Origin of the sequence: Flavobacterium sp. (genome assembly GCF_052437795.1) — a bacterium.
Classification (GTDB): domain Bacteria; phylum Bacteroidota; class Bacteroidia; order Flavobacteriales; family Flavobacteriaceae; genus Flavobacterium.
In genome coordinates, this window is the sequence record NZ_JBQVPA010000005.1 from 270208 (window position 1) to 293668 (window position 23461).

The window sequence follows — 23461 nt, forward strand, 5'->3', positions numbered from 1 at the left end:
TCACAAAGAAAAGTTATTTGGTAAAGATCACGAAACTTATCGTGCAATGATCACGTAGAATAAACAGATCACCTCACTTCTATAGTTATCATATTAATTTTTACCAAAACAAATGCAGAAGTTTATGAAGGCCGAAGTGAAAGCACCATTTATCCAACTATTTTTTTCAACCAGTAAAGAGCATCCAACACATCAAACCCAGGTACTTCTTGATGTTGCCTACGGCAATGACCCGGAACAGAAAATGGATCTGTACCTTCCCATGAGAAGGAATGAGGACACCAAAGTATTCATCCTGCTGCACGGCGGTGGCTGGAGCGGCGGTTCGAGGGACAGGCTCCATTATTTCATCCCGATGCTGCGGGAAGAATTCCCGGACCATGCGATCGTGAACATGGATTATAGACTGGCATCGTTCGAGAGCCCCGCTTTCCCCAAACAAGTGCAGGACGTTGAGACTGCCATTGCTTTCATTGAGGAAGGCAATTATAACATCGGGAACCAATATACTTTTATTGGTATGAGCGCCGGGGCACATCTTGCCATGCTGTACAGCTACAGGCATGATATGCACCGTAATGTGAAAGCCGTTTGCAGTATCGTAGGCCCATCGGATTTTACCGACCCCTTTTATGTGAGCCATCCCTATTACCAGTATGCGGCCATGTACCTGCTTGGGCATTCCAAAAGCCATGAGGATGCTGTATTCGGCATTAGCCCGGCGAATTTCGTAAATCCGTTATCGCCGCCTACCATACTTTTTTACGGCGGAAAAGACCCGCTGGTCCCAAGGTCGCAGGCTGAAAGGCTGAAGGCTAAACTGGATGCGAATGGGGTTTACAATGAATATTATCTTTACGAGAACGGCGGGCACAGCAAATGGGAAGCCTCTATCGCGGAGAATTTCAGGACGAAACTTGTCGCTTTTATCAAGGCAAAATTTTAATTAGAGTAAATATCTGGGAGGGGCGGAAAAATAATTTTCATCCCTCCCAACCTTTTTATGAAAATCGGCCTCTTACTATATATGAAGCCGATACAACTATCCATTCCCGAACCATGCCATGAAAACTGGGCTGCCATGACACCTGTTGATAAAAGCCGCTTTTGTGGGTCGTGCCAGAAGAACGTTCGCGATTTTACTACTGCCTCTGACAGGGAAATATTGGAAGCAGTGAAGATCGGCGGACAGGCCTGCGGGCGGTTCAGGGCATCACAGCTAAACCGTGACCTGGTGGTGTCAAGGGAGAAAAGCAGGTTTTGGGCAGCGGCAAGCGCGGCAGCGATCACATTGCTGACCGTAGGTGTGAATGAGCTCTCGGCACAGACTCCGACAGGCTACGAGCAGCGGGAAAACCAAATTGAAAATGGGTGCAGAAAAATGGAAATGGATACTATAAAAATGATAAGCGGTGTTGTAAATGATGCACAGGGAAACCCAATTCCGGGTGTCAATGTAAAAGTTAAAGGCGGGATCAAAGTTGTACAAACTGATCTTGACGGATTATTTACGATCCAAGCTGAACAAGATGATACATTGGAATTTACCTATGTAGGAATGGTACCGCAAGAAATAAAGGTTTCAGATGTAGTAACATATACTATTACCCTTCTTGATGACCCGACAACTTTAGAGAATATTATCGTAGGTTCCTATAGTTATGGCGACTGGCTTATAGGTGTCGCTCGCGAATTTAAGTTTGACTATTAATCAAAGTTTCAAAATATGAAAAATATTATTTCGATCATTACTATAGCGATCTTCTTTTTAGGTTTTAACGCATTTGCCCAAAATAAGGTCAAACCCACTACCAACGTCGCGCTAATTACCGGAACCGTAACGGATGAATACGGAATGTCATTACCGGGTGCCAACGCGCGAATATTGGGAACAAATTCAACGTATGTACAAACCGACATCGATGGCCAATTCTCACTTAGCGCGAAGGAGGGTGATAAAGTTGAGATCTCATACATTGGGTTTAGGACGGAAATTTATACAGTAAATAAAAATATCGCTTACAAAATTATACTTAGGGAAGAATTTCAGGATACAGGGCTTGTAGTTTATGCAAAATATAGCGGGCGGTTACGCGGTGTTGCTGCCTACTATATGTTTGGCTATTGATAACAGCTAAAGGCATCATCTTTTCCGCACTTTTCATACCTTTAAGGCAAATTATCCAAACATCATTCACAAAATTTGCTTTAACTAATGACAAACAAATTCAAATTGGTATTGCTTATCCTCACGCTTGGCGGATCGCTGGCTTCGTGCAAATCATATTCCACATACGGAGAGAACGGCAAGGTTTACAAGGGCGCCATCCCCAAAACAAAAGGTAAGGAAATACTCGATGCCAATGGCAGCCCCATCACCCTGAAAGGCACCAACCTGGGCAACTGGCTCGTTCCCGAAGGCTATATGTTCAAAATGGGTAAGGTAAGCTCGCCCCGTAAGATCGATGAGCTGCTGCACGAAATGGTAGGCCCCGACAGCCTTACCACCTTTTGGCATAAGTACCTTGATAACTACATTACCCTCGAGGACATCAAATATCTCAAGCGTACCGGCTCTAACCACCTGCGACTGCCGTTCCATTACAAGCTGTTTACCAACGACCTCTATATGGGCAAGCGTAATGCAGGTTTTGAGTATTTTGACCGGGTGATCGAGTGGTGCCGACAAGAAAACCTATACGTGCTGCTAGACATGCACTGCGCACCAGGCGGGCAGACGGGCGACAATATTGATGATTCCTATGGCTACCCGTGGCTGTACTTCAGCAAAACGGCGCAGGACGAAATGAGCGAGATATGGGTGCGCATTGCCAAACGCTACAAGGACGACCCAATAATAATTGGCTACGACGTGATAAATGAGCCGTTCGCACACTATTTTACCAAGGACATACCTGATTACAACCACAGGCTGTTCCTTGTTTATGAACGAATGGTCAAGGACATCCGTACTGTCGACAAAAAACACACCATCTACCTGAACGGTTCGGTTTGGGCAGGTGATTTTGGTGTATTCGAGCGTGTACTGGACGATAACGTGGTCTATGAGTTCCATAAGTACTGGTTCGACATTAACCAGGAATCGATCCAAAAGTACATCGACTTCCGCGACAAGTACAATGTGCCTATATATATTGGCGAGACAGGCGAGAACACCGACGAGTGGGTTATGGAGTTCCGCAAGCTGCTCGATGCCAATCAGGTGAACTGGGCATTTTGGCCTTACAAAAAGATGGACAACCTGCGCGGCATTATGAACTTTAAGCAACCGGAAGATTTCCCGCTCATCACCAAGTACGCCGACAGCGACCGCAGCTCTTTTGAGAAAGTCCGCGAGAACATGCCCGACCGTGCCAAAGTACAGAAAGCCCTGAACGAATACCTTGAAAACTGCAAGTATAAAAATAACTTCCAGAATAAGGGTTATGTAGAAGGATTAGGTTTTACTGTTGAATAGTTTTTTGTTGATGGGTTGATCTGGTTATTTGGTTATTCGGGTGTTGCGTATCAGTCAGAGCGAAAGCGAGTCGAAGGATCTCTTTAGTTCATTGAGATCTCTCCACTCCGTAAGCTCCGGTCAAAATGGAAGACCTCATAAATTATAATAAAAACGCCCCGCAATTGCGGGGCGTTCGTACATATTGGACTATTGCTTACTGCGCGTAAACTGTATAAACCACATTATGGAATTCGCCATTAGTCACCACATAATTTTCAGGCACGCTCATGCCTTCTATATCGCCAACTTTATAATTGGTAAATTCAAAAGTACCCGAAGCCTTTTTATTACTGTCATTGAATGATGTAATAGACACCTCGCCTGATTCCGGGAAATGCACCATATAGGAGTTAGACCCAACCAAATAGCTGTTGCTGAACAGCGCATTACCCGCGGCCTCCTGCTCGAACGTATAGCTTGTCAGTGGCATCGTTACTCCGTAGGGCGCTTCGCAGGCGATCTGAATGCGTTGCCCGTCGCCTTCGGCAGTAATGTCGAAACGCTGGCTTCCCATGCTCTGTACCTTAAGGAGGGTAGCGCTTTTAACGGTACCTTCCCATTCCTCACCATTGATAACAGCTGTAATGGTACCCTGCCCGTTGTTATTGTTGTTGTTCGTCGATTCGCTGCTGTCGTCACCACTGCAACTCATCAGGCTCATTGTCAAGGCTAAAAGCCCAAATCCGAAGATCTTCTTCATCATTTCGATTAAAAATTGGTTAGGCTGCCAATTAACAATATTTAAATTTGATATGCAACAAAAAAACGCCCCACAATTGCGGGGCGTTCTCTATTATCTAAAAGTCTATTATCTCTTCGTCTAAAAAGATTACTTCACTTCCTCAAAGTCAACATCCTGAACGTTGTCGCCTTCTGCCTGGCCTGCTTCAGGCTGTGCCTGTTGCGCACCGCCCTGGTCACCACCCTGCTTGTACATCTCCTCAGAAGCATTTTTCCATGCCTCGTTGATCTTGTCAAGTGCCGGCTGTATAAGTGCCGCGTCTTTAGCTTCGTATGCCATCTTTAGCTCGGTAAGCGCCATGCCTATGGCATCCTTGTTGCCTTGCGACAACTTATCACCAAACTCTGTCAATTGCTTTTCTGTCTGGAAGATCATGGCATCCGCCTCGTTCAGTTTTTCAACCCTTTCACGTGTTGCTTTGTCAGCATCAGCATTGGCCTCAGCCTCCTTACGCATCCTGTCGATCTCTTCCTGGGTAAGACCTGAAGAAGCCTCGATACGGATATCGTGTGACTTGCCTGTACCTTTATCTGTAGCCGATACCTTGATGATACCATTGGCATCAATATCGAACGTTACCTCAATTTGTGGTATGCCCCTTTGTGCAGGAGGTATACCGTCCAGGTGGAAACGGCCTATCGTTTTGTTGTCGGTAGCCATTGGCCTTTCACCCTGCAATACGTGGATCTCGACAGATGGCTGGTTGTCAGCAGCCGTAGAGAATACCTGCGATTTTTTGGTAGGGATGGTTGTGTTCGATTCGATAAGCTTGGTCAATACACCGCCCATGGTCTCGATACCAAGGGAAAGCGGTGTAACGTCAAGAAGCAGTACGTCTTTCACATCGCCTGACAGTACGCCGCCCTGGATAGCCGCGCCGATCGCCACGACCTCATCAGGGTTAACACCTTTTGAAGGCTTCTTGCCGAAGAATTTTTCCACTTCTTCCTGTATCCTCGGGATACGTGTAGAACCACCTACAAGGATCACCTCATTAATATCCGATTTAGAAAGGCCTGCATCTTTAAGTGCTTTTGCTACAGGCTCCATAGAACGTTTTACAAGCTCATCTGCCAATTGCTCGAATTTAGCCCTTGTCAGGGTTTTTACCAAGTGCTTAGGCCCTGAAGCCGTAGCAGTAACGTATGGCAGGTTGATCTCTGTCTGCGATGAGGCAGAAAGCTCGATCTTCGCTTTTTCAGCAGCTTCCTTCAAACGCTGTAGCGCCATTGGGTCTTTACGAAGGTCTACACCTTCTTCGCTGTTAAAGTCACCGGCAAGCCAGTCAATGATCACCTGGTCAAAGTCATCACCACCCAGGTGCGTATCACCATTTGTAGAAAGTACTTCGAATACACCGTCACCCAACTCAAGGATCGAGATATCGAACGTACCGCCACCAAGGTCATACACTGCGATCTTTTGGTCGATACCCGCTTTATCCAGGCCGTAAGCAAGCGCTGCCGCCGTAGGCTCATTGATGATCCTCCTTACTTTAAGGCCCGCGATCTCACCGGCTTCTTTGGTAGCCTGGCGCTGTGCATCATTAAAGTAAGCCGGAACAGTGATAACCGCTTCGGTCACTGTTGTGCCAAGGTAGTCCTCAGCTGTTTTTTTCATTTTCTGCAATGTCATGGCAGAAAGTTCCTGCGGCGTGTACAGGCGGCCGTCGATGTCCACACGCGGGGTGTCGTTATCGCCTTTGGCTACATGGTATGCCACATTCGATGCTTCTTTTGAGCTTTCAGAGTATTTGTTACCCATGAAACGCTTGATCGAAGCTATTGTCTTTGTCGGATTGGTCACTGCCTGCCTCTTGGCCGGGTCACCAACCTTGATCTCCCCACCTTCAACAAATGCAATTACTGACGGGGTTGTCCTTTTACCTTCAGCATTAGGAATAACCACCGGTTCGTTACCTTCCATTACGGCAACACACGAGTTGGTAGTACCTAAGTCAATTCCGATTATCTTACTCATACTTTTCGTTTTATTTTTGTTTTGATTCTATGTTTTGTTAAACCTGCCTCTCTAAAGACAATGATCGTGCCAATATATCAATGTCAGGATTAATATGACAACATGGCACAGTGCAATTATTAACTAATTATTTGTCATATAGATAAATTAGGGACAATAGTGTTATATTACTTAAAAAGGTGATTAAAATTTCGACAGTATTACTACTTTCGTAATATTAACAGTTGTTTACATGCCAATTGTAAAGTCAAAATATAAAAATTATATAGTTGCTGTCTGTATCCTGGTAATGGGATACGGCATTTATGTATGGATATATTGCCTCGGGCTTGATGGCGGTATTTTTAATGTCCGCAAGACAGGCCATCTCCCCATAGCCATCGATGCCGCAAGTTGCTTCATTGCTATCTCTGCATCGTTGCTGCTGCAGGTATGCTACCATTCCCGTATCTCGTTATTGCTTTCAAGAGCGTTAGCCTCAGGGGTATTTACATGGTGCCTGCTTATGCTTATCAGGGACTTCACATCACTCCCTGTCAATTACATAACTTTTGGCATATCACCGCAAACTGCTGTTTGCTTTGTTATTCTGTCAATTGCCTTCTTTTTTATAAGAACAGGAAAGCTCGTCTATGTACGCATAATACAGCTTCTGTTACACATGGTGACCCTGGTAGGGTGCATTGCGACTTTGGGGCATTTCCTGAACATTCCCGAATTTTACGAAATGTCATTCATACCCATGGCCGTATATACCGCTATATCCTTCATACTGCTGTCAGCAGCTGCATCTTTAGTAAATTGCAATACGGGTATTACAGCATTATTTACGGGAAAAATGATAGGCAACATTATGGCAAGGCGGCTGTTTTTACGTCTCCTGCTTGCCACATTGGCGATAGGCTACATTCGGATATTATCCCATCGCAATGACTGGATCAGCCCAGAGCTTTCAATAGCCTTTGCGACATCGGTATATATTATCATCAGCCTGTTCCTGATCCGCAGTACCTCATCAAAACTAAATGCCATTCACCGTAAAAGGCTGATCGCGGAAGAAAATTTCCGGATCGCCGTATATGCCGCGCCTTACGCGCTGATAATTTCCGACAGGGGAGGAAATATCATTACTGTAAACGAATGCACCAAGCTTTTGTACGGATACAGGAAACGGGAATTGATAGGCCGTAATGTAAAGACCCTTCTGCCGCCAATGCTGCATGAAGATTACGATGCAAAAAAACGAGAATTTTATGACACCCTCCGTGTTATGAAGCTTGGTTTTGAAAAACAAATACTGGCACGAAAAAAAGACGGGACCGAATTTCCTGTCGAGATCATACTCACCCCCGTCAGATCATCTTATGAAAATTTTATGCTCGCCACCGTTATCGATATTACCGAGCGCAAGAAACAGGAAGAAATTATCCGTGACCAGCTGATAGAGCTGCAATTAAAAAATGAGGAAATGGAGCAGTTCAACTATATATCTTCTCATGATCTGCAGGAGCCGCTGCGTACAATGTCGAATTACATCGCTATGGTGGAAGAGGACTACTCGGAAAAGCTGGATGATGAAGTAAAGGCACATTTAGGCGCAATGAATAATGCAGTTGAACGGATGACCCACGTTGTACGTTCGCTGCTGAATTTTGGAAAGCTGGGCCGTAAAAGAAAATTGTCGGCAACGAACTGCAACGAGATCGTGCAGGAGGTGATCGCCGACCTCTATGATCTTATACAAAAGAGTGAAGCAGAAGTTAAGATAACCTGCCGCCTGCCGGAATTTTATGCCTTTAAGACCGAATTGAGGCAGGTTTTCCAAAACCTTATTTCAAACGCCATTAAGTTCCAGGCCGGAGATGAACGTCCCATCGTGAAAATAAGCAGTGAGAAGAAAGGGAATTTCTACGAATTTTCGGTTGCAGACAATGGTATCGGAATAGACCCAAAGCACCATGAAGCCGTTTTTCGTATTTTTGAAAGGTTAAATTCTGAAGAGCAATATCAAGGCCACGGCATTGGGCTAGCCAATTGCAAAAAGATAACTGAAATGCATGGCGGAAAAATTTGGGTAGAAAAAAATGCAGATAAAGGAACTATCTTTAAATTTACGATACTGAACCTTGAGCATGAATGATCCTGTAAGCAGCATAATGCTGATAGACGACAACAAGACGGATAACTTTTTCCATGAAAGGGTTATCCTGAAAAATAATGCTTCACAGTCGGTTGTAGCATTGGGATCGGCATTCGAGGCGCTGGAGTATCTTAAAGTTGGCGAAAGGCTTCCCGATATAATTTTTCTCGATGTAAACATGCCGGGGATGGGCGGGTATGAGTTCATAGCCGAATACAAAAAACTTGGCCTTACCATTAAGTGCCTTGTAGTGGTAATGACAGGCGACTATGATGACCCAAAAGACGAGGCCATTGAAGCCGTAAAGGGCATATTCCATGACTTCAGGCCTAAACCGCTTACGGCAGAGATCCTGGATACTGTTTTAGAAAAATATCATTCCGCACCAAAGCCGATCTAAAAAATATCCTTCACAATGATGTCCATCGCCAGGTAATTAGCGTCTGCCATTTGGCTCCCGTGCCCCATAAGGTCATTCATATAGCCAATGTCAAAAGTAACGGGAATGTTCGTAGGCGAAAGGGAATAGTAAAGGCAAGATCTGCTTTCTTTATACCCCATGCCATCCCAACCGTGGTGGCTGTCCCTTGCTGCCGAGAACAAGGCTTCGGCGCTCCATAAGATGGTATTGTGCGATCCATGATCTAATGGTATCACCACCTGTGTCTTTAGCCTTGTGCGCAATTGGAAGCCGTTGTCCACATCAGAAAAGTCGTCGGCATAAAACCTTCTTGCTTCTTCCCTTAAGGTATTGTTCCATTTTAAATTGCCAATTTCCAGGCCATATTGCAACCTGCCATATACCCTGAATTCCTGCTTTATTTCATCTGTTCCGGCCATTCCCGGACCTGCCTCATATTCATGCTGGCGACGATAGCTCAAGGCACCGCTGTATTTCCAATGTGTAGATAACTTATGATAAACCTCCTCATTCACTACGAATATCGATGGCTTATTCATAACACCATCTTCCTGAATGCCACTGATGCGGCCGACGCCAACGTAGGTCATGGAATTATCTATCTCGGTTATCTTTTGGCTTAGCCCAATAGCCGACCAGTAGGCTTCTTTGGTTTCACCCATTCCCGGTGGGCTAAGCTGCGCGGTGGCAGCACCTGCAAAGCAAAGGCATGCCATAATTGCGGATCGTATCTTCATCCTGTTTCATTTTATTGATGCAAGATGGGTAAGGAATTTGGAAAGACTTTGGAATTTTCAGGCTTTAGCAAAAGTTTAGTAACAATGCTGCCTACTCAAAATACTCGAACGCATCAATGATATCCAGGTATACACCATCGAATCCTGCATCAGTAATTTTGGTAAGGTACGAATCGCTATGCCCAAAAATAAGCGCCTGCCACTCGGCATTCCAGTATTTAACTTTGTAATTGCCTGGCCAGTCAGGGTTTTCAGCAGCGATCCACGACGGCCGGTCGTTGTTCCAGCTATTCTGCCAGTAATATCGGTAATCCTCAGCCTCGCCTATCGACATGTAGCAGATCACGAGCCTCTTGCCGCCATTGGCCTTATTGCGCAGCTGGTTCACTTCCGAAGCAGCAAAGGACTCATCGTTCATGAAAAGGTCCATGATCACCACGTCATAATTCGTTGCCGTAACCGCATCGATGAACTGCTGTTTCGTGTTGAAGTTTACCGGATTGATGAAAAAGATATGGTTCTTTGCCTGTGCCAAAGACGTGATCACATCGACATTCTCATTATATGGGGCACTGTCAGGGATAATGGTAAGGTTACGGTCTTCGGCAGCGTAGGATATGTAATCCGCGGCCTGGCTCTTAGTATACGAATCCGTCACCTTATCAGCCGACCAACAGTAGTCCGTCACCAATATCTTTTTACCTGCATTTTTAGATACATCGAGGAAACTCCGCAGGTAGTTTGTTGTAGCCGAAGGTGTAGCCACATTATCATCGTTGTAACCGTAAAACAGGTCTTCCTGCCCATTCCCGTCAATAGCGTTCAGGTAGGCCGTTGCGGGGGCGCCGCCCTGTTCTCCATTGGCAGTGACCAGTTCAATGCCATTTTGGGGAATTACCGCAAAGTTGGGGTTTACCGCTTTTGCCGCCTGGCTGATGCCGATGACAAGATCGCGCATATCCTGCCTGTGATCGCGGTCCTCATTATTGTTTTCGTTAGGGGTATCATCGCTGCCGCATCCTGCCAGTACGAGCAGCAGGAGGCCTGTAAGGAATGTCTTCATGGGTGGGGTCATTTTATATAACTAACGGCAGTAATTTGTTTTTTATTGCAGAAAGTTAACCACATAGGTACATAGATTGGATAGACCGTAAGAGCCGGATAGCGATGCTCTTGGCACATAGCCTGTAAACCTAAAACTATTATTGTGCAGCTATCATAACCTCTGAAGGAACTCCTAAAACTATGTGCCTATGTGGTTAAATGAAAAAAACACTAATCAACTAAAAACAACGCATTGCTGAACAGCAGGTTGCCATTCTCCCAAAACCCACGGAACAGCGGATTGTCGACCATGTAAATGACCTGTCCCCTGCCCTTTTGCTCCACGGCAAAGGTTACGGTGTTTTCCAGCTTCTTTTTCAGGCTGCGGCCAATGAACCCAAAGTTCTTGTACCCCGCAGGGACATACGCCACATTCCAGACATTCTTCAGCAATTGGTAACGGCTGTCAGAAGTCTTGAGGCTGAAATACCTCTCCCCCAAACCATACGACAGCGGGTGCGTTTTGTCCAGCATGTTCTCTACGATCGCTCCCGGAACCGAGCCTGAAATGGCACGCCTTTCGGCATTTTGGTAATCGAAGTAACGGGCCTTCAGGGTTTCCTCGTCGGCTTCGGCAGTGTCTTTATCCTTATCCGAAGGTGTTGCAAAACGCGTAAGGCTGTACCCTGCCCTATCCTCAAACAGGTTGAGCGCGCCACCCATGGCGATAACTTTGCCGCCATCATTTATAAAGGCATCAATGCTGTTCTTCTGTCCGTCATTAAGGCTGTACCACCCGTCGGGCATTATGATCGTACTAAAGTCCGATAGTTTTATCCTGCCCAGATTTTGCGTTTCGACAATAGTTACGGGGTAGTCCACCACCTCATCCATATAGAACCACGCCTGCCCGAAGTCGGTCGCGCTCACATCGCTGCCTGCAAGCAGCAGTACCTTAGGAGCCTGCAATAGCGGGTAATGTTCCCCGCCCAGATCACCACCGCTTAGCGAATATCCGCTCTCGATCACCTCATGGTCAGGCTTGCCATCCAGCAGCATCGTCATTGTATTCTTAAAGTCGTTGATCTGTGGGTTGTCGCCTTTAAGGATAACCAGATCGCCGGGGCTGACTTTTATCCCACGGAAAGCCGAGGCTTTTCGTGCCGACCTTACCTTTACATTGTTCTTAAAAAGCAGCGCCAGCGTTCTTGCCGATGCCCTGCCATTCCACGGCACGTAATAAGCATACACTCTTTCATATTCAAATTTGCCTTTGTACGATGGCTGGGATTTCGTTCTTAGGGAAATATCCCTTTTCACGGCATAGCTTTCAACACCATACGCGTGTGGCAGTGCCCATGCGGTAATGTCATACGAAAGGCTGTCGGTAAGCCTTGGAGATGGCTCGAACAGCACCTGTGTCAATGTAGACTTTGGCTGGTTCGCCGATATGATCATGTCGTTCGGCTCTACGGTAAAATCTCTTTCCTTATCGGTTTGATAATTGTAGCCCGACAGTTTTTTGCTTTCATCCGCGTAAGTGAACTGTATACGGTTACGCTTCAGAAGCTGCGCCAGTTCCTCGTTCTTGCCGCTGTTCTTTACAATGTAAGTTTTATAGTTGCCTTTCGGGCCGTCCTTAAAATAGGCCCTGAAGTTGCGCACCAGCTTATCCTTTTGCCAGGCTGCAGTTTCTACCGCGGTAAGTACGGCTGTGGTATGGTGATCGATCCTGTCTTTCAATGTGAGGACGCTGCCGTTGCGCATAGTTACTGCACGGCCCGCGCCAATGCCACCTTGCTCGTACGTCATGCCGACGGCGCCGTTAAAGCTGGGGTAGGTATCGCCATAGCTGGGGTAAAACAGGTCGAAGCGCTCGCGGGTGTAGTAGTTCCAACCCTGCGCGTCAAATTTTTTGGAGGTCATCTCCCCTATTGCGTTGTGGAAATCCTTTTGCCCCTGCGTAATGAACTCGTGCATCGGCTCGGCGGCAGGCGGGAAAAAATAAGGTTCATTGTAGCCCATTTCGTGAACGTCCACATGTACCATCGGCATCCAGTCGTTGTACAGGATAATGCGTTGCTGTGTCTCGGCCTGCGTTTGCCATGCCCAGTCGCGGTTCAGGTCGTAGGCATAGTGGTTTTGCCTGCCGCCCGGCCACGGTTCCATGTGTTCGCGGTCATAGCCGTTTGGGTTCGGTTCCTTGCCCGATATGTCCCTTAGCCAGTTGCCGTAGCGCGCATAGCCGTCGGGGTTAAGGCACGGATCGAGTATCACGATGGTATTTTTGAGCCACTCTTTTGTGGCAGTGTTCTTTGGATTAATGAGCTCATACGCCACGCTCATCGCGCTTTCGGCAGCAGCGGGCTCATTGCCATGCACGTTGAAGCTGAGCCATACAATGGCTTTTTCCCCTACATTAGAATGCTTTCCTCCCATCCCGATAGCGTACAGGTGGTTGGCACGGATGCTCTCTATATCCTTAATGTTCTCCGGTGTAGAAATGATGTAGGCGTTCAGGCCGCGCTCCTGGTTGGTTTGTCCGTACGCCTTATGTATGACCATATCTGAATTTTGGGCCAAATGCGCAAAATAGCTATCCAACTGGTGGTAATAGCTGACCTGCTTCGCGTAATTGGGCAGGAATTCAGATGGGCTTTTGAGTTGCGCCTGCAACGTAATGCCCGATAAGAGAACAAGTGCGTAAAAAAAATGCTTCATAAGAATTTTTAAAAAATCAAATGTAAGGAATTTAGGGAAGTGGTGACGGGATATTGTTACTACAATTGGCGTTGTTTTTTGTGCAGTTTTCTACAACATTTATGGGAAATAATTGATAGTAAAGTGTAATCCAAAGCCCCCATACAATTATATTGTTCAAAAACATATCTTTGGAAATAGAATTAAATCACTAGTAATTAACTATCAATAAACTCTTGAAATTATCAGAGTTAGTACTTAATATCAAAATAAAATAATTCATCAGTCATGTTTATCCAACACATATTTTCAATTTTCCTTCTATTAAGCGTAAACATTTCTTTTGCGCAACATCCAAAAACTGTTTATTTATTGTTCAAACAAGACTCTTTATGCTCATGTGAACTTAGTATGTATAGGAATGGGGCCGAGAAAGAGAAATTAGAATATATTCAAAAAAAAGAGGTCATTGATGAAAGAGTAATTTTTAGTTTGTGCAGACAATCATTTGAATATTTCTCTAACAAAAGTAAGCTAACTGAAATAGATAATATTAATAGCATTACAATAATGTCAATTAATGACCTATTTAAAAAAGTCGAGATTAATTGGCCAAAAAATAATACCAAAAATTTAGATATATATTGGAAAAGAAAATTGATGGTAGATATCATAAGTATAAAGTAAAATGGCTTGAAATATAGCTGAAGATCTTTTTTGAGAGAAAAAATATTGTTCAATTTTAAGAGGCTGCGGCCTCTTTTTTAGTTTACTAAATTCCATAACAGTTAAGCCGTTTGTAACTGTTCTTTCCCACATAATCATTATCTTTGCGTGCTTTAAAAACAAATTACAAATGCGCATCTCGTACAACTGGCTGAAACAATTCATTAAACTCGACTGGAAATCTGAAGAAACCGCCGCCCTGCTTACCGACCTTGGCCTTGAGGTAGAGGGCGTGGACAAGTTTGAGTCGCTTAAAGGCGGGCTCGAAGGTGTTGTGGTAGGCCATGTGCTTACCTGCATCCAGCACCCCAATGCCGACAGGCTGCGTATTACCACTGTCGACATCGGCGAGGGCACTCCCGTACAGATCGTATGCGGCGCGCCCAACGTGGCGGTAGGCCAGAAAGTTCCGGTGGCAACCATCGGGACAACACTATATGACAAAGAGGGCAATCCCTTCCAGATAAAAAAGGGAAAGATACGCGGCGAGGAAAGCCACGGCATGATATGCGCCGAAGATGAGCTTGGCCTTGGTGAAGGGCACGACGGCATCATGGTACTGAAGGACGACCTGAAGCCGGGTACGCCAGCCTCCAAAGTATTCAGCATTGAGACCGACGAGGTTTTCGAAATAGGGCTTACCCCGAACCGCGCCGATGCCATGAGCCATTGGGGCGTGGCGCGCGACCTGCGTGCCGGGCTTACCCAAAAGAACGTGAACACCGAGCTACTTACACCATCGGTAAGCAACTTCCGCATTGACAAGCGTACCCTGAAAATGGACGTGAAGGTGGAAGACAGCAAGCTGGCGCCAAGATACTGCGGCGTGACCATATCGGGCATTACGGTAAAGCCGTCGCCGGCATGGCTGCAAAACAGGCTCAAGGCTATAGGGCTTACGCCAAAGAACAATGTGGTAGACGTGACCAACTACGTGCTGCACGAACTCGGGCAACCGCTGCACGCCTTTGATGCCGCAAAGATAAAAGGCAACAAGGTGATCGTAAAAACGCTTCCGGCAGGAACGAAATTCACAACGCTTGATGATGTGGAAAGGACGCTGCACGAGGAAGACCTGATGATATGCGACGAGAATGGCCCGATGTGCATTGCGGGTGTATTCGGTGGGAAGAATTCCGGTGTGACCGAAACTACTGCTACGATATTCCTGGAGAGTGCTTACTTTAACCCGGTTTCCATACGTAAAACGGCCAAGCGCCATACACTTAGCACTGATGCTTCGTTCCGTTTTGAAAGGGGCATCGACCCTACCATAACAGAGTACGCACTAAAAAGGGCAGCACTGCTGATACAGGAAACGGCAGGCGGTGAGATCACTTCGGACCTGACAGACATTTACCCCAAGAAAATAGAGGACCATTCGGTGCTTTTAAACTTCGCCAATGTAACACGCACCATAGGCCAGGAGCTACCCAAAGAGACCATCAAGAAGATATTGGTATCGCTGGACATTAAGATCAGTACTATGTCCGACGCCGGGCTTGGACTGGTGATCCCTGCCTACCGCGTAGACGTGACCCGCGAGATCGACGTGATCGAGGAGATCCTGAGAGTTTACGGCTACAATAACATCAACTTTACTACGAAACTGAACGCGTCGATATCCAACTCGTCGCGTACAGAAGATTATAAATTGCAGAACATCATTGCCGAACAGCTGGCATCGCTCGGCTTTAACGAGATGATGGCCAACTCGCTTACTACTCCTGAGTACATAAAACTTTCGGAAAGCCTCAAGGAGGAGTTTAACGTAATGATGCTGAACCCGCTAAGCAACGATCTTGCGGCCATGAGGCAGTCGCTGCTATTCAGCGCGCTCGAGGCCGTGTCGTTCAACATTAACAGGAAAAGGGCCGACCTGAAACTGTTCGAATTTGGCAAAACCTACCATAAAATGCCGGGTGGCTACGATGAGAACAAACACCTGACGCTTACCGTAACAGGCAGCCGCCTGCCGGAAAGCTGGACGTATGCACAGAAACCATCCGACTTCTTTATGTTCAAAGGGTTCGTAAACTTAGTATTGGGTAGGCTTGGCATCACTAAGATGGAAGCACAGCCGGTTGCTTCAGATGTTTTCAGCGAAGGTGTGGCACTGGTATCGGGTAATGAGGTTCTGGTAGAATTCGGCAGCATCAAAAAGAACATTCGTAAGCATTTCGACATCAAGCAGGAGGTTTTCTTTGCCGACTTCAATTGGGGCAATATCATCCGCATTGTATCGTCTAAGATCAGGTATACTGAAATATCGAAGTTCCCCGAAGTGCGCCGCGACCTTGCATTATTGGTTGATATGGCTGTTACATTTGACAGCATTTACACCACCGCAAGGCAGGCCGAGAAGTCACTGCTCAAGGATATCAGCCTCTTCGATGTATACGAAGGCAAGAACCTTCCGGAAGGTAAAAAGTCCTATGCTATAAGCTTTACACTACAGGATAGCGCCAAGACCCTTACCGACGAGCAGATCGACAAGATCATGGGTAAAATAAGGCAAAACCTTGAAAAAGAAACAGGCGCTCAACTGAGATAAACGTTTCTTTACATCATAAAAAACTCCCGCAGGTATACCACTTGCGGGAGTTTTTGTTTTATCTGTGATGTCACTTCGAGCGCAGTTGAGCAGCATCAGGAAAATGCCACATTTCGAGTGCGCTCAATATGACATTTTCTTTCGTGATCGCGTTACCTCAAACTCGCCAGACTCTGCTCTATCGTAGCGATCTTAGCCAGTGCATCGGCCTCTTTCTGCCTTTCGGCTGCTACTGCTTTTTCAGCAGCGTTGTTAACGAATTTCTCGTTAGAAAGCTTCGCCTGTACCGATCTTAGGAATCCTTTATTGTAATCAAGCTCCTGCGTTAGCTTGGCTATCTCTTCCTCCACATTTATCGCGCCCGTTACCGGGATAAAGTATTCATTGGAACCTGCCCTGAACGTCAGCGCACCGTTCACCTTCTCGGCAGTATAATCGAGTCCGGCAATATTGCCTAACTTTTTGATGATACTGTCAAATTCCGTAGACCAGGCTTCATTATTCAATACTTTCATATCGATGGTATCTTTGAACGGGATGTTCTTGTCCTTCCTTATGGTACGTATTCCTGCTATAACTTCAGACGCATTTTCAAACAAACCTATAAGCCTTTCATCCGCCTGGTTGGCAGTTGGCCATTTAGAGATAATAAGTGCTTCATCGGGAGTCCTGTCAGCTATGTAGTGCCAAATGTCCTCGGTCAGGAACGGCATGAACGGGTGTAGCAGCTTCAGGTTGGCTTCCAGCAACTCAATAGCCTTATCGAATGTTGCCTTGTCTATCGGCTGCTGGTAGGCCGGCTTTATCATCTCGAGGAACCAGTTACAGAAATCGTCCCACACCAGCTTGTAGATCGCCATGAGCGCGTCGCTGATACGGTATTTTTCAAAATGGTCCTCGATCTCAGCCAGCGCTTTGTTCAGCTTGGCCTCATACCAGTTTATAGCCATGCGTGCATGGTCAGGCTGGTCAATATCAGCTACCTCCCACCCTTTTATAAGACGCATCGCGTTCCATATCTTATTGGCAAATGCCTTACCCTGCGCGCACAGTTCCTCATCGAACATGATGTCGTTCCCGGCAGCGGCACTCAACAGCAATCCTGTACGTACACCATCGGCACCGAACTTCTCGATCAGGTCCAGCGGATCTGGCGAGTTACCTAACGATTTTGACATCTTCCTGCCCTGCTTGTCGCGTACAAGGCCTGTCAGGTACACGTTGTTAAACGGTTTTTCTCCTGCATATTCATATCCCGCAATGATCATCCTTGCCACCCAGAAGAACAGGATGTCCGGTCCGGTAACCAGGTCATTGGTAGGGTAATAGTATTTAAAATATTTGTTTTCCGGCTCCAATATCCCTCCGAAGACCGCCATTGGCCATAGCCATGATGAGAACCATGTATCCAGCGCATCCGGATCCTGCTTCAGATCGGCAGCGGTAAGGCTTTCATTTCCTGTCTTGGTTTTAGCCAAAGCCAATGCATCCGCAGCAGTTTCAGCCACTACAAAATCCTCCTTGCCATCCCCATAAAAGTAAGCCGGGATCTGCTGGCCCCACCACAACTGGCGCGAAATGTTCCAGTCACGGATGTTCTCCAGCCAGTGGCGGTAGGTATTGTCAAAGCGTTTTGGGTATAGCTTGATCTCTTCTGTTTCAAGCACTGATCTGATGGCAGGCTTTACAAGGTCTTCCATTTTCAGGAACCACTGGTCGCTCAGCCTCGGCTCGATAACTGCTTTTGTCCTTTCGGAAGTACCTACTTTATTAATGTGTACTTCTGTTTTCTCAAGGCTGCCGATAGTCTCTAATTCTTTGGCGATCTCATCACGTACCACAAAACGGTCCTTGCCCGCATAGTGCAGTCCAAAACTGTTAAGCGATGCGTCTTCATTAAATATGTCAATGATCTCAAGGTTGTGGCGTTCGCCAAGTTCTTTGTCATTCAAATCGTGAGCCGGAGTGACTTTCAGGCATCCCGTACCAAACTCCATGTCTACATATTCATCGAAAATGATCGGTATGACACGGTTGGCAATAGGTACAATGGCTTTCTTGCCTTTCAGGTGCGTATAGCGCTCATCATTCGGGTTGATACAGATGGCAGTATCGCCCAAAATGGTTTCAGGGCGGGTGGTGGCTATGGTTACATATTCCCCGCTGCCCTCAATTTTATATTTAAGATGGTAGAGCTTGCCCTGCCTTTCTTCATAATTCACTTCCTCGTCGGAAAGCGTGGTCTTTGCTTCGGGGTCCCAGTTCACCATACGGTAGCCACGGTATATGAGTCCTTTGTTATACAGGTCAACGAACGACTTTATAACCGAAGCCGACATATCCTCATCCATTGTGAATTTGGTACGGTCCCAGTCACACGAAGCACCCAGCTTTTTCAGCTGTTCAAGGATCACGCCGCCGTATTTCTCGGTCCATTCCCAGGCATGCTTCAGGAATTCCTCCCGGGAAAGGTCGGCCTTGTTGATGCCTTCTTCCTTAAGTTTCGCAACAACTTTAGCTTCGGTAGCGATCGAGGCATGATCGGTGCCCGGCACCCAGCAGGCATTATAGCCTTTAAGGCGGGCACGGCGAATAAGCACATCCTGTATCGTGTTGTTGAGCATGTGGCCCATGTGCAGTACGCCAGTGACGTTTGGAGGAGGGATAACTATGGTATACGGTGTCCTGTGATCAGGCTCCGAGTGGAAATAGTTGTGCTTCATCCAGTAGTCATACCACTTGCCTTCAGCGGCTTTGGCGTCAAATTGCGATGGGATCGTCATGTTCTTATTATTAGCTTTTATGCCAACCGAAAAAAATTGGCTTGTTTTTTGTAATTGTATGCAAAAGTAACCATATAAGTACAATTTTGAAAAAAGAAGCATTCAATATTTGTACATTAATTTAAACTGAGTATTTTTACTAAAATCAAATTATTACTGAGATGAAAAGAATTTTAGGCCTTATCGCAATGTTTGTTATCACCGTATCTGCCAATGCGCAGTCGGGTGCTAAGCTTGAGCTTAAGAATGGCGACACGATAGATTATGGTGTGACCAGTAAGGACGAGGATAACGGGGTGCGGGTATTTGAGTTTACCAACACCGGCGATGCGCCGCTTATTATTAAAGAAGCAAAATCTACCTGCGGATGTACGGTGCCCAACTGGCCGAAAGAGGCTATTGCCCCGGGTAAAACCGGCAAGATCGAAGTGAAATACAACATGAACCCAGGCCCTATCCGTAAGACCATTACGGTACAATCCAATGCGGTGAACTATCCTGGCGGTACCGTTGCACTGAAGATCAAAGGTGAAGTAACATCACCTGAGAACACTAACTTGCTTGAGAAAAAGAAGACGATCGTAAACCAGTAATTGCATCCAACATTTATATAATGAGGCCCCGGGAACCGGGGTCTTTTTTTGTACCACGAATTTGTCCTGCACATGCAGGATCACACAAAATCTCATTACTTCAGTTTTTCAGTAAACTTATGCTCCATTATACATATCTGCAATTTGTGATAATTCTTGCAATTCGCAGGAAAAAATTATACCGTCTCTAAAAAAAATCGCAAATTTGCGCCAACAACATAAATTATAAAGACGATGCCTAAAGTATCAAATAAGGGTATGCAAATGCCTGAATCCCCGATAAGGAAACTTGTACCCTACGCTGAAACCGCAAAGAAGAAAGGCCATAAGGTGTACCACCTGAACATTGGCCAGCCTGACATTAAAACCCCGGAAGTTGCGCTGGAAGCTATCAAGAACAATACGATACAAATACTGGAATACAGCCACTCGGCAGGTTTTGAAAGCTACAGGAACAAACTTGCAGCTTCCTACCAGTCACATGGCGTAAACGTAAATACTGAAAATATCATCATAACCACAGGCGGATCCGAAGCATTGTTATTTGCTTTGGGAAGCACTATGGATGCGGGCGATGAAGTGATCATTCCTGAGCCTTTTTATGCCAACTACAACGGATTTTCAGTGGCATCGGGCGTAAAAGTGGTCCCGGTAATCTCTACTATCGACGAAGGATTTGCCCTTCCTCCTATTGCCGATTTTGAAAAGCTCATCACACCAAAAACCAAGGCCATCCTTATTTGTAACCCCGGCAACCCTACAGGTTACCTCTACACACAGGAAGAAATACAGCAGCTTGCCGAACTGGTTAAGAAACACGACCTGTTTTTGATAGCCGATGAGGTATACCGTGAATTTACTTACGATGGCGATAAGCACTACTCGGTAATGAACGTTCCGGGCATTGAGGAGCATGCCATAATGATCGACTCTGTTTCCAAGCGTTACAGCATGTGCGGTGCGAGGATAGGCTGCATTGTATCCAAAAATAAAGAAGTGATGGCTACAGCCATGAAATATGCTCAGGCACGCCTTAGCCCGCCAACTTTTGAGCAGATAGCAAGCGAGGCCGCACTTGATACCCCGCAAAGCTATTTTGATGAAGTTATCGGCGAATACAAAGAGCGCAGGGATACCCTGATCGCCGAACTGAATAAGATCGAAGGCGTAAAGGTAGCCACTCCCAAAGGCGCTTTCTACTGCATCGCTAAACTGCCTGTAGACAATGCTGACAACTTTGCGCAATGGCTGCTGGAAAGTTTTGACCACAATGGCGAGACAGTAATGGTTGCCCCCGCGGCAGGATTTTACTCCACACCAAATGTTGGCCTTGATGAGATCCGTATTGCTTATGTGCTGAAGAAAGAAGATCTGGTACGCTCAGTAGAAATACTGAAAGTGGCTCTGGAAAAATACAACAGCAAGTAATTACTACATATAGAAAGCCTTCCATATACGGGAGGCTTATTCATTCTGATCCGGGTGGCGGGCATTACATGAATAATCTTTTACTATGAGCAAGATCCGGAAACTTATACGATATGTTTATTGGTGTGGCGCAAATCTTAACTACAGAACCTTTGGTGAAAGTGGTGACATCGGTAAAATGCTGCTATGTTTGATCTATGCAATGTTTTTGTTAATCACAGTCTGTTTACTGCAGGTAGTAATGATAGGCCATCAAGATGCAAATGAAGTTTACGGAACTGATATAGTGGTCGTTGCTAAATTTGTAATTGTAGGGCTGGCAGGTCTTATATACTATGGGGTGCACAGAAAATTCAGGAATTATCCTATACTTAAAAACCCCGAGTTCATGCATGTAAGCGACAAAACCAGGCGTGTTCATACTGCATTAATATTCCTTTTCCTGGCATTTGAGTTTTATGCACTTTTGGTGATCATGAGCCCCAGTTTTCATCCGTCGCAATTATCCTTTTATTCATCGTTCTATGTACAAAGCCATGAACTCACTGAACCATTTCGCCACATTCTGTATTTTATATTTTTAAATAAATGGATGTAATGCAACAACTTCTCTGTTCCATACAAGATACAGGGTTGGATTGGTCAGAACCAATAGAATTAAAGCGTGGCGAACTGATTTTTCGGGCAGGCAGGGCCGAAGCGCCTGTATACTTCCTGGAACAGGGTGTCATACGTATTATCCATCAAAATGGCGATGACCTCAATACCATACGGTTTGCTTATAAGGGTTCGCTGTTTGCAGCTATGGACTCGCTTATCACTGGACAGCCCACTGTCTATTCGGCTGAGGCGATAAAACATACGATAGTAAGATCCATTCCTAAATTAGAATTCCTCAAATTCATCAATGGCGATGCAAAACATTTAGCTTTATGGAATGCCATTCTGGGTTACATCATTTCCGGGCAACTGGAGCGCGAAACCGACCTGCTTACCACATCGCCCCGCGAACGCTATGAGAGAGTATTACAACGCTCGCCACAACTCTTTCAGGAAGTGCCGCACAAATACATTGCCTCCTACCTGCGTATGACCCCCGAAACACTCTCCCGACTGCAAAAATCTTGAGCGTGATCAATGTTTTGCTTTAGCATGATACCGACCTTTACAGCAAATCATTGATCATGAAAACGAACAGTAACGAACTGCTACACCAACTGGGACTCATCACCCAAAGCAACATGGCAACAGCAACAGCTTTCCTCGATCTGGGTGAGGTGCAACTCAATTACAAAGCTTCTCCAAATTCGTGGAGCATCCTCGAATGTATGGAACACCTTAACCGCTACTCGGCTTTTTACCTTTTGGAAATAGAAAGGCATCTTGTTACATCACCAACGCCGACACAACACGAGTTCAAAAGTGGGGTCATGGGCAACTACCTTGTGAACATGGTCATACCAAAAGCGGGTGTAAAAAAGATGAAGACCTTTGCAAGTATGGACCCGTCCGGAAGCTATTTAAGCAGGGATGTTATCATTGCATTCTTGGCATCGCAGGACAAACTGCTTGAATTGATCAATAGATCAAGATCTGCCAACCTTAATAAAGCGGGCATTGCAGTTACCTTTACAAAGCTGATCAAACTGAAAACAGGCGATGCCCTTCGCTTCATGGCCTACCATAATCAACGACACATACTACAGGCACAGCGTGTCAGCTTCAACACATAGCCTTTTGTTTAAAGCGAATGGTAAGGGTTTACTTGCCATCTATTTTCCCGCTTTCGGCTTTATCCCTCCTTCGTCGGGGATACCGCCTCAATCTGGGCTATTGGGCAATTCTTTTCTATGTTTTGTCCCTTTTAAACATACCTAAAAGTTTTTGAAAACCTTGGAAACAACATATAAAACGATCAGATCAACATCCATAGTATACAAATGCAAAAAGGGCATCCGAGAGGATGCCCTTTTGTTATTCAGGTTGGCTTTTATCGCTTCAATGCGAAGTGAGCCTTGAACTCTTTTGTCACGCCGCCTTCGCGGTAGGTAACGGTGAACCAGTAGTCATCGCCCGGCATTGGCGCGCCGTTG

At 45.9% G+C, this 23461-nt stretch carries 18 protein-coding genes; 12 read left to right on the top strand and 6 right to left on the bottom strand.

Annotated features, from left to right (window positions below):
• Nucleotides 1–112: 112 nt before the first annotated feature.
• The 4 genes from ACT6R0_RS16670 to ACT6R0_RS16685 all read left to right on the top strand — a co-directional run bounded on the left by ACT6R0_RS16670 (nucleotide 113) and on the right by ACT6R0_RS16685 (nucleotide 3478).
• Complete coding sequence (locus ACT6R0_RS16670) at nucleotides 113–946, top strand: alpha/beta hydrolase fold domain-containing protein (RefSeq protein WP_444654851.1); 834 nt, start codon at nucleotides 113–115, stop codon at nucleotides 944–946.
• Between the two features lie 81 nt (nucleotides 947–1027).
• Nucleotides 1028–1711 (top strand): carboxypeptidase-like regulatory domain-containing protein, encoded by a 684-nt coding sequence (locus ACT6R0_RS16675; protein WP_444667422.1) that lies wholly within the window; start codon nucleotides 1028–1030, stop codon nucleotides 1709–1711.
• A gap of 15 nt (nucleotides 1712–1726) precedes the next feature.
• A complete protein-coding gene (locus tag ACT6R0_RS16680) occupies nucleotides 1727–2128 on the top strand; it encodes a carboxypeptidase-like regulatory domain-containing protein (protein WP_444654854.1) in 402 nt (133 codons plus the stop codon).
• Nucleotides 2129–2215: 87 nt separating this feature from the next.
• Nucleotides 2216–3478, top strand: coding sequence for a glycoside hydrolase family 5 protein (locus ACT6R0_RS16685; RefSeq protein ID WP_444654856.1), 1263 nt, complete (start codon nucleotides 2216–2218; stop codon nucleotides 3476–3478).
• A 196-nt stretch (nucleotides 3479–3674) separates the two neighbouring features.
• On the opposite strand, the gene ACT6R0_RS16690 is transcribed toward ACT6R0_RS16685, so the two are convergent.
• On the bottom strand, nucleotides 3675–4223 hold the full coding sequence (locus ACT6R0_RS16690; RefSeq protein ID WP_444654858.1) for a DUF6252 family protein: 549 nt from the start codon (nucleotides 4221–4223) through the stop codon (nucleotides 3675–3677).
• 126 nt (nucleotides 4224–4349) lie between these two features.
• Nucleotides 4350–6242 carry a molecular chaperone DnaK gene (gene dnaK / locus ACT6R0_RS16695; protein ID WP_444654860.1) on the bottom strand — a complete coding sequence of 631 codons (1893 nt, stop codon included), beginning with the start codon at nucleotides 6240–6242 and terminating at the stop codon, nucleotides 4350–4352.
• Nucleotides 6243–6474: 232 nt separating this feature from the next.
• On the opposite strand from dnaK, the gene ACT6R0_RS16700 reads away from it, so the two are divergent.
• Both ACT6R0_RS16700 and ACT6R0_RS16705 read left to right on the top strand, forming a co-directional pair.
• Entirely contained in the window at nucleotides 6475–8382 is a 1908-nt protein-coding gene (locus tag ACT6R0_RS16700) for a sensor histidine kinase (RefSeq protein ID WP_444654861.1), read from the top strand.
• Nucleotides 8375–8782, top strand: a complete 408-nt coding sequence (locus ACT6R0_RS16705; protein ID WP_444654863.1) for a response regulator — start codon at nucleotides 8375–8377, stop codon at nucleotides 8780–8782. The genes ACT6R0_RS16700 and ACT6R0_RS16705 overlap by 8 nt, the downstream gene beginning before the upstream one ends.
• Here ACT6R0_RS16705 and ACT6R0_RS16710 read toward each other — a convergent pair.
• The 3 genes from ACT6R0_RS16710 to ACT6R0_RS16720 all read right to left on the bottom strand — a co-directional run bounded on the left by ACT6R0_RS16710 (nucleotide 8779) and on the right by ACT6R0_RS16720 (nucleotide 13305).
• Nucleotides 8779–9540, bottom strand: coding sequence for a DUF2490 domain-containing protein (locus tag ACT6R0_RS16710; protein ID WP_444654864.1), 762 nt, complete (start codon nucleotides 9538–9540; stop codon nucleotides 8779–8781). The two genes, ACT6R0_RS16705 and ACT6R0_RS16710, sit on opposite strands and share 4 nt — an antisense overlap.
• A 91-nt stretch (nucleotides 9541–9631) precedes the next feature.
• The gene (locus ACT6R0_RS16715; protein ID WP_444654865.1) at nucleotides 9632–10603 is read right to left on the bottom strand and encodes an endo alpha-1,4 polygalactosaminidase; all 972 of its coding nucleotides are present in this window, start codon (nucleotides 10601–10603) and stop codon (nucleotides 9632–9634) included.
• 212 nt (nucleotides 10604–10815) lie between these two features.
• Nucleotides 10816–13305 (bottom strand): M14 family zinc carboxypeptidase, encoded by a 2490-nt coding sequence (locus ACT6R0_RS16720; protein WP_444654867.1) that lies wholly within the window; start codon nucleotides 13303–13305, stop codon nucleotides 10816–10818.
• An 835-nt stretch (nucleotides 13306–14140) separates the two neighbouring features.
• On the opposite strand from ACT6R0_RS16720, the gene pheT reads away from it, so the two are divergent.
• On the top strand, nucleotides 14141–16564 hold the full coding sequence (pheT, locus tag ACT6R0_RS16725; protein ID WP_444654869.1) for a phenylalanine--tRNA ligase subunit beta: 2424 nt from the start codon (nucleotides 14141–14143) through the stop codon (nucleotides 16562–16564).
• A 152-nt stretch (nucleotides 16565–16716) separates the two neighbouring features.
• Here the strand turns inward: pheT and ACT6R0_RS16730 are convergent, their stop codons facing one another.
• On the bottom strand, nucleotides 16717–19347 hold the full coding sequence (locus ACT6R0_RS16730; RefSeq protein ID WP_444654870.1) for a valine--tRNA ligase: 2631 nt from the start codon (nucleotides 19345–19347) through the stop codon (nucleotides 16717–16719).
• A gap of 161 nt (nucleotides 19348–19508) precedes the next feature.
• Here ACT6R0_RS16730 and ACT6R0_RS16735 point away from each other — a divergent pair, with 161 nt between their 5' ends.
• The 5 genes from ACT6R0_RS16735 (at nucleotide 19509) to ACT6R0_RS16755 (ending at nucleotide 23101) form a co-directional block, all read left to right on the top strand.
• The gene (locus ACT6R0_RS16735; RefSeq protein ID WP_444654872.1) at nucleotides 19509–19940 is read left to right on the top strand and encodes a DUF1573 domain-containing protein; all 432 of its coding nucleotides are present in this window, start codon (nucleotides 19509–19511) and stop codon (nucleotides 19938–19940) included.
• 234 nt (nucleotides 19941–20174) lie between these two features.
• Nucleotides 20175–21368 (top strand): pyridoxal phosphate-dependent aminotransferase, encoded by a 1194-nt coding sequence (locus ACT6R0_RS16740; protein WP_444654873.1) that lies wholly within the window; start codon nucleotides 20175–20177, stop codon nucleotides 21366–21368.
• 85 nt (nucleotides 21369–21453) lie between these two features.
• Complete coding sequence (locus ACT6R0_RS16745; protein WP_444654875.1) at nucleotides 21454–21966, top strand: hypothetical protein; 513 nt, start codon at nucleotides 21454–21456, stop codon at nucleotides 21964–21966.
• Complete coding sequence (locus ACT6R0_RS16750) at nucleotides 21966–22496, top strand: Crp/Fnr family transcriptional regulator (RefSeq protein WP_444654876.1); 531 nt, start codon at nucleotides 21966–21968, stop codon at nucleotides 22494–22496. Before ACT6R0_RS16745 ends, ACT6R0_RS16750 begins: the two co-directional genes overlap by 1 nt.
• 56 nt (nucleotides 22497–22552) lie before the next feature.
• Nucleotides 22553–23101 (top strand): DinB family protein, encoded by a 549-nt coding sequence (locus tag ACT6R0_RS16755; RefSeq protein WP_444654877.1) that lies wholly within the window; start codon nucleotides 22553–22555, stop codon nucleotides 23099–23101.
• Nucleotides 23102–23461: the final 360 nt, after the last annotated feature.